At 47.1% G+C, this 11619-nt stretch carries 18 protein-coding genes; 10 read left to right on the top strand and 8 right to left on the bottom strand.

Going from position 1 to position 11619, the window contains the following annotated elements; all coding sequences use genetic code 11:
* Nucleotides 1-55 precede the first annotated feature (55 nt).
* Nucleotides 56-373, top strand: coding sequence for a heavy-metal-associated domain-containing protein (locus QZ298_RS01920; protein ID WP_296005035.1), 318 nt, complete (start codon nt 56-58; stop codon nt 371-373).
* A 154-nt stretch (nt 374-527) separates the two neighbouring features.
* Here the strand turns inward: QZ298_RS01920 and QZ298_RS01915 are convergent, their stop codons facing one another.
* A complete protein-coding gene (locus tag QZ298_RS01915) occupies nt 528-1256 on the bottom strand; it encodes an MBL fold metallo-hydrolase (protein WP_296005034.1) in 729 nt (242 codons plus the stop codon).
* A gap of 157 nt (nt 1257-1413) precedes the next feature.
* Here QZ298_RS01915 and rpmI point away from each other — a divergent pair, with 157 nt between their 5' ends.
* Both rpmI and rplT read left to right on the top strand, forming a co-directional pair.
* On the top strand, nt 1414-1608 hold the full coding sequence (gene rpmI, locus QZ298_RS01910) for a 50S ribosomal protein L35 (RefSeq protein WP_296005033.1): 195 nt from the start codon (nt 1414-1416) through the stop codon (nt 1606-1608).
* 97 nt (nt 1609-1705) lie between these two features.
* Nucleotides 1706-2050, top strand: a complete 345-nt coding sequence (rplT, locus tag QZ298_RS01905; protein ID WP_296005032.1) for a 50S ribosomal protein L20 — start codon at nt 1706-1708, stop codon at nt 2048-2050.
* 916 nt (nt 2051-2966) lie between these two features.
* On the opposite strand, the gene QZ298_RS01900 is transcribed toward rplT, so the two are convergent.
* From QZ298_RS01900 to QZ298_RS01885, 4 genes are read right to left on the bottom strand one after another with little or no spacing between them, the layout of a single operon-like run.
* Complete coding sequence (locus QZ298_RS01900; protein ID WP_296005031.1) at nt 2967-3578, bottom strand: hypothetical protein; 612 nt, start codon at nt 3576-3578, stop codon at nt 2967-2969.
* Nucleotides 3571-4167, bottom strand: a complete 597-nt coding sequence (locus QZ298_RS01895) for a hypothetical protein (RefSeq protein ID WP_296005030.1) — start codon at nt 4165-4167, stop codon at nt 3571-3573. The genes QZ298_RS01900 and QZ298_RS01895 overlap by 8 nt, the downstream gene beginning before the upstream one ends.
* 6 nt (nt 4168-4173) lie before the next feature.
* Nucleotides 4174-6291, bottom strand: a complete 2118-nt coding sequence (locus QZ298_RS01890; protein WP_296005029.1) for a sensor histidine kinase — start codon at nt 6289-6291, stop codon at nt 4174-4176.
* A gap of 2 nt (nt 6292-6293) precedes the next feature.
* Entirely contained in the window at nt 6294-7349 is a 1056-nt protein-coding gene (locus QZ298_RS01885; protein ID WP_296005028.1) for a DNA cytosine methyltransferase, read from the bottom strand.
* A gap of 87 nt (nt 7350-7436) precedes the next feature.
* Between QZ298_RS01885 and QZ298_RS01880 the strand changes: the two genes are divergently transcribed.
* The 7 genes from QZ298_RS01880 (at nt 7437) to QZ298_RS01850 (ending at nt 10340) form a co-directional block, all read left to right on the top strand.
* Nucleotides 7437-7862, top strand: coding sequence for a very short patch repair endonuclease (locus QZ298_RS01880; protein WP_296005027.1), 426 nt, complete (start codon nt 7437-7439; stop codon nt 7860-7862).
* 546 nt (nt 7863-8408) lie between these two features.
* Nucleotides 8409-8612, top strand: a complete 204-nt coding sequence (locus QZ298_RS01875; protein ID WP_296005026.1) for a hypothetical protein — start codon at nt 8409-8411, stop codon at nt 8610-8612.
* 11 nt (nt 8613-8623) lie between these two features.
* Complete coding sequence (locus tag QZ298_RS01870; protein ID WP_296005025.1) at nt 8624-8881, top strand: hypothetical protein; 258 nt, start codon at nt 8624-8626, stop codon at nt 8879-8881.
* Nucleotides 8882-8901: 20 nt separating this feature from the next.
* Nucleotides 8902-9135: a DUF3873 family protein gene (locus QZ298_RS01865; protein WP_288817382.1), complete on the top strand. Its 234-nt coding sequence runs from the start codon at nt 8902-8904 to the stop codon at nt 9133-9135.
* On the top strand, nt 9132-9437 hold the full coding sequence (locus QZ298_RS01860; protein WP_288817380.1) for a hypothetical protein: 306 nt from the start codon (nt 9132-9134) through the stop codon (nt 9435-9437). The genes QZ298_RS01865 and QZ298_RS01860 overlap by 4 nt, the downstream gene beginning before the upstream one ends.
* 19 nt (nt 9438-9456) lie before the next feature.
* Nucleotides 9457-9714: a hypothetical protein gene (locus QZ298_RS01855; protein ID WP_288817378.1), complete on the top strand. Its 258-nt coding sequence runs from the start codon at nt 9457-9459 to the stop codon at nt 9712-9714.
* A gap of 32 nt (nt 9715-9746) precedes the next feature.
* A complete protein-coding gene (locus tag QZ298_RS01850) occupies nt 9747-10340 on the top strand; it encodes a hypothetical protein (RefSeq protein WP_296005024.1) in 594 nt (197 codons plus the stop codon).
* 67 nt (nt 10341-10407) lie between these two features.
* Here the strand turns inward: QZ298_RS01850 and QZ298_RS01845 are convergent, their stop codons facing one another.
* The 3 genes from QZ298_RS01845 to QZ298_RS01835 are packed head-to-tail and all read right to left on the bottom strand — an operon-like array spanning nt 10408 to nt 11608.
* A complete protein-coding gene (locus tag QZ298_RS01845; RefSeq protein WP_296005023.1) occupies nt 10408-10836 on the bottom strand; it encodes a DUF3872 domain-containing protein in 429 nt (142 codons plus the stop codon).
* A 26-nt stretch (nt 10837-10862) separates the two neighbouring features.
* Nucleotides 10863-11045 carry a hypothetical protein gene (locus tag QZ298_RS01840; protein ID WP_296005022.1) on the bottom strand — a complete coding sequence of 61 codons (183 nt, stop codon included), beginning with the start codon at nt 11043-11045 and terminating at the stop codon, nt 10863-10865.
* Between the two features lie 26 nt (nt 11046-11071).
* The gene (locus QZ298_RS01835; protein ID WP_296005021.1) at nt 11072-11608 is read right to left on the bottom strand and encodes a DUF3575 domain-containing protein; all 537 of its coding nucleotides are present in this window, start codon (nt 11606-11608) and stop codon (nt 11072-11074) included.
* Between the last annotated feature and the right edge of the window lie 11 nt (nt 11609-11619).

The following is an 11619-nucleotide window of genomic DNA, read 5'->3' as shown; positions in this document are numbered from 1 at the left end:
GCGGAGCGACGGAGAATCCGGAGAAACGATTAACTGATAATAAATTTAAATAACTATGAAAAAACTTGTAATGTTTGTCTTGGCGCTCGTGATGGGGGCAGGCATGACGATGGCGGCGAAGCCTGCTGCCGAGAAGAAGACGGTAACGACGGTATTCCAGACCGACATCCACTGCGACCATTGTGCCAATAAGATCATGAACAACGTGCCTTCTTTGGGTAAGGGCATCAAGGATGTGGCGATCGATATTGCTACGAAAGAAGTGACGGTAACCTACGATGCCGCCAAGAACAATGACGAAAATATCGTTAAGGGGTTGGCGTCGCTCAAGGTAAACGCCCAGCCTAAAAATGCGGCAGGAGAGAAAAAGTAAACTGCCGATCGATATGAAACGCCAGGCGCGCCGGATGTTTTCCGGCGCGCCTTTTTGTCGGGAGAAGCGGAAGCCCGGCTTATCGGGTGCGCAAGCTCTCCGAGGATGTCCGGACAAGGGGCGTACAGCTCTGCCCGTCGCTTCGTGTGGAGCATTATTCCATCGGGCGTATCCGGATTTCGGTGGTGCCCAGCGCCTCGACTTCGCGGGCCAGGCGGTCGAGGTCGGTTTTCTCCTCGACCTGCCCGTAGTGATAGGGATAGAACAAGACGGGCTTCATGTGGCGGATGACCTCCACGGCCTGGTCGACGGTCATGGTGTAGGGCTGGTTGACGGGCAGAAAGGCGATGTCGACATCGCGCAGCGCTTTCATTTCGGGGGTCGGCTCCGTGTCGCCGGCAATGTAGATGCGCATGCCGCCGATGGTAAGCAGGTATCCGCAGTCCTCGCGCTGCTTGGGGTGGAACTGGAGGCGCCCCTCGGTCGTGTTGTAGGCGGCGACGGCTTCGATCTTCACGTAGTCGCGCGGCGTGGCGATGCTGCCGGGGCGCATGACGTGGCCCTCCATGTCGAACGCCTCGGCCGTGGTGCGGTCGCTGAGGATGTCGGTCTTCGAAGTGCAGAGCTTCTCGACGGCGGAGAGGTCGAAGTGGTCGTCGTGCGAATGGGTCAGCAGGATGAGGTCGGCCTTGGGCAGCGCGGCGGGGAAGACGTTGCCGCCGCCCACGGGATCGACATAGATATGTTTGCCCCCGACGTTGATCGAGAGCGACGCATGCTTGAAGAATGTGATCGTAAACTCGGTGCCGTCGTGCGCGATCAACGTGTCGGTGGGGTAGACGGGAGCCTTGGGGCGGCGGCCGAAGAAAGAGAAAAATGCCATAAGCAATGAATGGAACTTGGTGTGAGTGTAACTTGACAACGTAAAGGTACGAAAATAATTTGGTGCTGCATGCGGAAAAAACGGTTTTTTCGATTGCGGAATATGAAAAAATTCGTAATTTTGCGGGCTACGTTTAACTAATTAACTGTTTACGAAAATGCCGAAAATGAAAACCAATGCCGCGGCGAAGAAACGCTTTACCTTCACCGGCACAGGAAAGATCAAGCGTCAGCACGCTTATCACAGTCACATCCTGACCAAAAAGACGACGAAACAGAAGCGCAACCTTTGCTATTCGGGTACCGTTTCTGCGGCCGACGAGGCCAAAATCAAGAACCTGCTCGTAAAATAAACGATCGGGGGAAACCATTCATTAACCTGGAGCGAACCAGCCCCGAAGAACGCGGGAGAACCGCGTCGCTGACAGCTCTCAAAAAACATTTCAGACTATGCCACGTTCAGTCAATGCAGTTGCGTCGCGCGCACGCAGAAAGAAAGTTCTGAAACTTGCCAAAGGTAACTTTGGTTCAAGGGGAAACGTTTGGACCGTAGCGAAAAACACGGTCGAGAAGGGTTTGCAGTTTGCCTATGCACACCGCCAACTCAAGAAGCGGACGTTCCGTTCGCTGTGGATCACGCGTATCAACGCCGCAGTCCGCGCGCAGGGAATGACCTATTCGCAGTTTATCGGCAAGCTCAACACCAAGGGTATCGCCCTGAACCGCAAGGTTCTGGCCGACCTGGCGATGAACGAGCCGAAGGCATTCGAAGCAATAGTTAAAGCAGTTAAATAAGCGGGCGACCGCTTGAGCCGGCCGGGAGAACGAACGTTCTTCCGGCTGTTTTTTTGCCGATTCGCAGAGCGGCGTGAGGAGTTGTCGCAGGACAAATGGCGAGCAATAGACATAGATAACAAAAATGGCATATTGCAAGAAGATGGCGGCCAATAGGACAGATAACAGCCGTGGGGTATAGCTGGTATGCAGTGGGACAGGTTAGTGTGTCGCGGGTTAGCTGGTGTGTTGTGAGATAAATGGCGAGGGCAGGATAGATGATGTGTCGCGGGTATTGAGTTGTTTGTCGGGATGTCAGAGTGCCGGTTATTGTGTGCCGGTTATTGTGTGTCGGTTGTTGTGTGTCGGGGCGTCGGTTGTTCGATCGCGCGCGGAACTTTGCCGTCGCCAGAAACGACAAGCGAGAGCAAACAACATGTTTGCTCTCGCTTGTTTTGTGGAGAATACGATTCGTGAACCTATACTCCGAAAATCCTTATTATCAAGGTAATAAATATGTCAAAAATCGCGTAGTAACGCTTCTGTAACGGTTTCTTGTCGGCAATAGGCCGACTATTGTCAGTCAAGTGTCTGCCCGTTTACTACTTTGCAAAGATAAGAAGAAAATTTCAAAGTGTGGCAATAGCAGAATGAATAATAGCAAAATATTATAAATCAGAGTTCGACAACTTTATTCGGTCAAGGATTTTATAAAGGGAAAAATAGAGAAGAAACCATAATACGAATATGGAAGACCTTTCAGAGATCTATGCGTCCCGTTATGGTTCGACTCTTAAAGTAGCGCAATTTTTAGACGATGAATCGTCGAATGGGCAGCCGTATCCGAAATCAGTTGGAAGAAGCCGATAGATAAAAGCAGGAATTGTAAATTGGAAGCCATTCTGTGGTACAACATAAATTACATCATATGCGCGAATTAGATATTAGGTATGTCGTACATCGTCAGATTCGGGTTCCCGACGACAACCATATTATCTTTGTTTTCAAGCAATAGTGCGCCGTATAAACCTCCGATTTTATAATGATTTTCTTTATATTTCTTTTCCATTGCCAACTTTGATTCTTCGACCGTTTTTCCCGATAAAAATTGTTTGAGACCTTCGACAGCGCATTCTACGCACTCTTCGCGAAGAAGAATATTAGTGTCGCTTTTATATCCCCAAAATAATGCGATGTTTCGATTGCTCAATTCCTCTTGCAATTGATTTCCGCATTGGCACGAAAACGTATAAAAGACGTTTCCGACGAATAAATCCGAATTAATATCGTTCGAAACGATATCTTCGTTTCGCTCGTTTACGAGTCCTTTCTTATGCCCGTGCATATATGCAGAGAATATGAATCCGCCATGGCACGAACCGATATGGCGTTCGATTTCTTCAGCAGAAAGGTTGGGTGGAGTTATCGTTCTGTACGCGATATTGCAATTCGTCGCTAATTGCTTCGTTTCATCGGCGCAAGACTCGAAAAACCATTTGTTTTCTTCGGTATAATCGTTATTATACGAGATAATAATATCGTCAATCATCGAGTTTGCTGTCTAATAAAGATTGGATCGTAGATTTATACATTATTCTCTCTATATCTTTTCCGAACCCGGTTTGTCGTCGGACTTCATCGAGAATTTTTCTAAGCGTATAACTTTCTTTTCCTCTGCATACGAAAAGTTTGTCGGCTTCTTCTTCGTGTTGCAAAATCCATTGCTCTAAAACGCAATCGAAATCGGTATTCCAATTGTATTTTATACGTTCGACGATTTCTTCGGCTTTACGCATATCGGCATTATTGATAAAATAGATGCCCTTGTTGTTTATCATCTCTATGACATCGTCTACAGGTTGTTGCAACGGAGAATTAGCGGACATCATTACGATGTAGAGCAGAGATGTTTTTTCTCGTATACGTTTCAACCCGTCTATTCCTTGCAATCCCGTATCGAATTTACAATCTAAAAAAACAATGAGCTTTTTCGATAGGTTATTGAAAATATAGTCCAAACTTTTTTGAACGTCGGGGAACAGTATTACTCGTGCGTCTTGAAATACTTTTTCGAGCCTTCTAACGAAAGGATCGGAGGACTTCATATTGTCGTCGATTATTACGATTTCGAAATTCATACTCGTTTATTTTTTAAATGGTAAGGTTATTTGAATCGTCGTTCCTATGTGGCCGAACTCGCTATCGATTATCTTCACGCTGCCTTTCAACGACTCGACTCTCGTCTTGACCACATACAAACCGATTCCTGCTCCCCCGTCTTTTTCCGTCGTAGTATTATACAAACCGAAGACCCATTCTTTTTTTTCATCAGGAATACCTATGCCAGTATCGGATATTTTAATAATTAACTCGTTATTATCCGTAAAGGCAGTGCATTTCAGAATTTTTTCATCAACACTCTTCATCGCTTTAATAGAATTGTCTATTAAGTTTTGTAGAATGTCGTAAAAAAATTGTCTGTTCGAAGATACGATCAATTGCTCTCTTATGGCATATTCGGCTTTTATTCCTTCGTAATCGAATTTAGTTCGATAATTCTGTATAATATCGACGATAAGCTTTTGTAAATCGATATCTTGAAAAGAAATATTGGATTGAGAGTAACTCAACATATAATTGATAACCTTATCCAATATTTCCATTTCTTCGGAAATTTCTTTCGCGTATAAGAGAAAAAATTTCTCTTCTTCAGGATCGGGGTAAAATTCTTTGAAGAAGTCCGCTTTTCGTTTGATCTTATTCAACGACGTCCGGACTGCATGAGTGATATGTATAGCATATTCTTGCAAAGACATAATACTCATGTACATATTTTCTTTGCGGATAAATTCTTCTTCCGCTTTTTTATGTTCTGCGATGGCAGCTTTTACGCTTTTCCCAGTTTTCTTTGCGGTCGAAATCAATTTGTTCAATTGCGGTTGCAATTGGGGATGAGCTTCTGCGATATCGGACGCCGATTGAACTAAATCGTCTATATCTTGCTTCGCATTATTGAGTTCGGAATCTATATCCTTTTTTCGGTTTTTTCTCAAATAGATTTTATAGTCTTCGATAGCACTGATCTGGAGGATAATGAACTCTTTCAACGCACGGTACTCATCGTTGTCGTTGAAGTCCTGACGGTTCGTCGCATCGATGATCTCCGGATTCTCTTGTTTCGAAATATCGACTATTCCGATTATTTCTCGTGTGCTGATCTTATTGAAGATATCTTGCCATAATCGCTTGTCGATTCCTAAAATATCGCGTTTCTTGTTTGCGTCGTCTTCTCGTTCTGCGAACGGAGTCGTAATCACACCGTCTCGATAGATTTTAACACCGTCGATTTCGTTATTCGGATATTTTTTTCGAAACGCTCGTCGCGCTTTATCGTCGAAGTAAAATAATCGCATAGAGATTCCTCCGAATTCTTTAATCTCTATATTTTTCTTTCTAATATTTCCGCTTTCTTCCTCGAAATAAAGAGTTTCCTGAATGCCGCGTTCTTTATCGAATGCGATGTCTAACGAAAGCGTCGCATCGTCGATATCGGATATCGGTTCGATGACTTCGGTCTTTATCGCGAACTCAGGAGCGAAAACTCGTATTTGGAAAGGCGGATTCAAATTCGCATACGGAGATACGATTTTCGACGCTTCTCGAATGAATCTTTTTACATCGTCTTCACTCCAAATTTCTCGAACGTTTTCAATAATCAGGCTTGTTCCGGATTCTTCTGCGCTCGAAGAAGGTATATATGCATATCTATTTTCGATATCGGTAAATAATTTGATTCCACCGTCGTCATTAGCTTGATTATAATATAGATTCCAATCGATTTCAACATTCAGCCATCCGTTGCTATTCGCTCGTTTCGTTATGATATTCACTTTGTCGCCCAATTTATCTACGGCGAAACGACCGATACCTTTTTCTCCTACGCATCGTCGGGAAAAAGGGGCTGGAGATATCGGATTTTTCCGCTTATTCGAAGTTCCGATTACCATCCATTTATCGCGAATATCTTCGAACGACATTCCGAATCCATTGTCTTTAATAGTTATACGACCTTTGGATTTATCCGCCGTGCTGGCATCGAATCCGACATTTTCGAATAAGACTTCTACTTCCGTGGCATTCGCGTCGTAACAGTTTTTCACGAGTTCGAACAGAGCCGTAATTCGATCTGTAATCAGATCGCGTCCGATCAGACGAAACGTACTTACGTCGAATCTCCATTTCAATATTTTCTCGTCTTCCATCATTATTCGAGTTTCAAATGTTTCGCGATACTCATCGCAATTATCCGTCCTAATTTAGGAGGAACAGCATTCCCGATATAGCGAGATGCTTTCGTGAGCGATACGGCTTGTTCATTCGAGAAAAATTTGTAAGTTTTCGGGAACGTTTGTATCAATGCAGCTTCTCTCGCAGTTATTGCACGGTCTTGTTCCGGATGTCCGAAACGACCGTTGCCTAAACCTGTGCATTGCGTGGTCATCGTCGAAGCCGGTGAATCCCAAATCATTCTTCCATATACGCTGCCGAACGATTTCCCTTTTTCAGTCAGGTGACACTTCAATTTCAACTCTTCCGGCCAGTCTTTCCAACTTCCTCCGTAGGGAGTACTCTTTATACGACGTAGATTCAGAGGAGAGAGGGATTGTGCTCGGTGCAACGGGTCTTCTGCGCAGGTTTCTCCTGCTTTTATTTCAGGCAAATCGCTTATAGCGTCTCTTAGCGTCACGTAATTATCTTTCGTATGGGTCGGCGGAATCAATTCTATTTTCCCGATCCTCGACGCTATAAGCACTAATCGCTTTCTGGTTTGCGGTATTCCGTAATCCGGACAATATACTTTATTGACGCTCACTTCATATTCTTTCTGTTTCAATAAAGAAATGAAGTCGGATAGCACGGGCTTCAATTTGAAATCCATGATTTGCGGAACATTTTCCATTGTAACGATATCCGGTAATGTCTCTTTTACCAATCGGCCGAATTGATAAAGAAGATCGTATTTGTTCGGGTCTTTTTCTTTGTTTTTGAAAGCATACGACGAAAATGGCTGGCAGGGAGCGCACCCTGCTAAAACCCGAACTTTCTTCCCTTTGAAGAGTTTATTGATTTTGGATTTCCGCACTCGCGTAATATCCGTATCGAAAAATTTCGCTTCGTTGTTATGCGTATACGCGAACTCACAGGTTTTGTCAATATCGAATCCCGCTATAATATCGAACCCTTCCTGTTTCAACCCATAGCTTAACCCTCCGATACCGCAAAAAAGATCGATTACTCCTATTTGATCCCGTTTCAACATTTATTCGTACTTCGTTTCAATTTTATATATCTTTGTACTACAAAAGTAATTAAAGATTCTGAATCGAATAACTATTTTCAGGAATTTATGGACTCATGCAGCAAAATAAAACGGTCGGAAATAATGTCGAAAATCAAACACGAGAATACAAACCCTGAATTATTGGTTCGTAAATATTTGTTTTCTCAAGGTTTTCGATACAGAACGAACGTGCGCTCGCTTCCGGGATCTCCCGATATCGTTTTGAAAAAATATAAAACTGTAATTTTCATCCACGGTTGCTTTTGGCATGGGCATTCTTGTCGAGCCGGGCGTCGTCCCCACAGCAACGAGGCGTACTGGATTCCGAAATTGAACGCGAATGTAGAAAGAGACTGTCGAAAAATTTCAGAATTGGAAGAAGCTGGATGGAACGTACTCGTCGTATGGCAATGTGAAATAAATACTATCGCAAAAAGAGAAAAAAGGTTGCCGGAATTACTTATTGAAATCAAAACTAATCTTAACCTTTAGATTATCGCAGCTGATTGACGAAATGAAAATATATCCTATTTGTCAGAAATTCATGTAAAGTATTATATTGTTCTTTTTTCGTTACTCATTCATACCGGGATAGCCTACGGCTCTCTGCTTCACAAGAAGCGGGGAGCTTTTCTTTTTCGGATGGGAGCTCCGCCCCATTATAAAGCGAATAGCACAAGCACTATTCTTACTTCCTCGAATCTGCCTAATAATTCGGTTACCTCCATTTTGCTGTCTTCCCATCGTCCCGTGGCGTCGTTATGTTGCAGGTGCGAAGGTGTTTACGAGGTCTTCACGGACGTACAAGGTCAAGCCTTGCGGTTCGGCGAAAAATCTTCCCTGCGTCCTGCGGTTGCGAGGTATTTTTCGTCGAAACCTTGTACGTCCTGACCTCTACACCGAAAAGCCCCTGAAACGAAACGACCGATACGACCGAAAGACGCATAAAAAAAATGTCGGATAAACGAGAGGCAGATTAGGATAAGAAACTCACTCCCTCCACTCTCGAATCCGCATCGAACTCAAAAAACAACAGCCATGAAAGCGATCGAGATTTTCAAAACAGCATTACACATTCTCGCAGCCGTCCCGTGTGCCCTTGTGCTTTGGGTGGTGTATTTCATCGTCGGGATGATCGAAGCCCTGTTAAGCGGCGTGTTGCGAATCGTGTGGAGCATTGTCCTGTTCGGTGTCTCGCTTGCAACCTTCATAGGAGCCTTTGTTTGGATATTAACACTTTAATAAGATAAACTATGAACGTAACACTTGAATCTTTCTTTTGTCCTTATTGCGACGAGGTAACGGAGATCTATTTCCGTCTTACAAATACGATTCTTTTCGCCAGCAACGAAACCGAACTGCGGCAGGGCATCGAGAATCTGAAAACCCGAGTCCCGCTCGACGACTATTTCATGTACGGCTTCGGCTCGCACCATCTGTGGGTACACCAGCGCAAGGTCAGCGACCCGACGCAGCAGTTCAAGCACAGACTATTGAAAGCAGAATTTTAACCCCTTAAACAACGCTAACAATGGAACCAACGAAGATGACGGTAAACGGCGTGTCGGTGTGCCCGACGGGAGAGGAACGACACGAGTATTTCACCCCGGCTTTCGCTCGCAGGACGAAGATGCGGTTTTGCCAATACGACTACCGACACACGGACGGCGAATTGTTCTCCTGCGTCGCTCCGACGTTGGAGGAGTGCCGCCGCAGACGGGACGAATGGCTGCGACGTAAAACGAATAAGGAAGTAGCGCGATGATAGCGGCAACGATATTACAGCAGATCGGCGGCAGGCGGTTCGTCGCCATGACAGGAAGCCGCGATTTCATGGACTTGGGGGACGGGGTTCGCATGAACCTCTCCCGCAACAAGACCTCCGCCAACCGTCTGGCCATAACGCTCGACAAGGAGACGGACACCTATCGGATGCGGTTCTACCGCATGACGGTCGGCAAGCATTTCGAGGTCAAGACGAAAGACATCGCAGTTTACGAGGGCGTCTATTGCGATATGTTGGAAGAGATCTTCACCTCCGTAACGGGACTTTACACGAGATTCTAATCATTAACGAGTTGAAATTATGAAAACGACAGCAGCCAATTACGAAACATTGATCGTCCTCTTCGCGGAGCCTATCCGCACATTGGAGGAAAGCATTTTCGACGACCCCGAAGCGTGGGGTGTCGCCTCGCTCAAAGAGTGGATCGACAACTATGAAAGCTCGCGCTTCACGCAGACGGACGAGCGGACGGCGGTCATAACCTCCGAATACAACATGACCCATGTAAAGGAGTGGTTGGAGCGGAATATGCCCATCGACCGCCTCGTCTCGGCCTAATCTCAAATAATCAACCCATAAATACGGAAACCATGAACCCCATACAGAAATACACCAAGCAGGAGAAGTTAGCGGCCATATCGGAGTATAATCCGTGCCGCACGAAGCGTAACACAGTTTTGCGTTACCTCTTCGCCGTCCGCAAGGACGACGCCGACGAAATCGCCTATTTCGAGAGTTTCGGCGACTGCGTACACCACATCATCCGTAACGTGCGCACCTACGAACGCGGCCTGCTGTTCGGCTACACGGCCAAGCAGTTCGACGAGTACGGTTGGCTTCGGGGTATGCTCCCGATCGTCGAGCGCATTGAGGTGGACATGTGGAATACGATTCATATCGGGCAGTCCATCGACGGAACGTATGCCGTAACGGTCGATTGGAGTACGGGCAGTGCAGGGGGCGGTAGCCATCCGTCGGTGTGGGACGAGCCGATAGCCGATTACAAGGAGGCGGTCAGAAACGGCATCGGACAATTGGAGCGACAATACGCCTATGCGATGAAGCATAGCTCAGACAGCTCCAACTACAACGCCAAGAGAATCCGCAAACTCATCGCCAAGCTCGCCGAAATCAAGAGGCAGTATTTGGAGCCGAAACAACTATCCTTGTTCGAGATCGCATAGAACTGACGAAACGACGAAGCCCTCCGACAAGTTCGTGTGTCGGAGGGCTTTTGTTGGGTTCGATTATTTACTCTTTCTCTTCGTTCTCGTTGTTGAACCTGAACGATAGTTGTTCGCATTGCCCGAAGTTATCCTCGACGTAGATGTCGATGGTCTGTTGATCCGACGACGCGGAAGTATAGTAAAGTCTAAATTCCTCCCTCGTGAGGGGATAGCGGTCGTTGGGGAGAAACAGCGTCCCGTCGTCCATGCGGAGTTCGCCCTTGCCGTCGGGCTGGAAGTAGCGGATGGTGTACCGCGCACCGTCGTATTTCCCCGCTCGGACGAGTGTGCAGCGTATCTCGGCTGTCTCTCCGCGCACGATGCGCGTCTGCACGGGCATCGTCTCCAGTCGGAACGCATACGCCTGTTTTATGTCCAGCTCTTTGTCGCAGGCGGTCAGCAGCGTGCCGACCGCCGCGAGTGCGAGCATCAGAAATCCTTTTATCTTCTTCATCTTGTTTCGTTTTTATCGGTTTTACACTATTTGCCTATCGGGGTGTCGGGTTGGGGAATCGAATCCCACGCCGGTGGCGCGGGTATCTCGATGTCGTATTGCGGACGTTCGATGTACCGCTCTTCGATCTCTTCGTGCAGCTTGGCGCACCCCATGCACCCTGCTGCGACGGCTAATGCCAGCAGGCCGTATCTGATTTTTCGTTTCATCGTCATTGTGTTGTTATAGTTGATGTTCAGAACAGGTAGGAAAATGCCACCTCGATTTTCGAGGGCGCGAGGACAACGCGGCGGCAATGTTCATAGCGGATCGCTTCGTAGGGAGACGGGTCGGGATGCCAGCGCAGGTCGTCCATATAGTAGATGCCGACGCCGCCTTCGAGGGTCAGGTTCCACCGCTTGGCCAGCATCCACGCGTAGCCGACCGAGGAGCCTATGCCCGTCGTCCAGCCGTTGTAGCGGGTGCGGCGATTGCCTACTTTATACTTGGCGATGGACGAGTGCAGACCCCAGAACAGCCCCACATGCGGCTCGAAGCGCCAGCGGCGCACGCCGACCGTCGCAGCGAGAACGTTGGCCCGCAGGCTCTCCGTCGAAATAGGATTCCAGTAGCCCGAAACATCTACCGACCACTTCTGCGCCACGGCGATATCGACGCCCGCATTGAGCGTTCCCGTTGCCCAGCCCAGCGCATTGACACGCACGGCGGTGTATTGGGCCGATGCCGTGTGCGCCGCAAAGGCGCACAGCAGCAGGATAAATAACTTTTTCATCTTCGCAGGGT

The organism is uncultured Alistipes sp. (assembly GCF_910580175.1).
Classification (GTDB): Bacteria; Bacteroidota; Bacteroidia; order Bacteroidales; family Rikenellaceae; genus Alistipes.
This window is presented reverse-complemented; position numbering and strand designations above follow the sequence as displayed.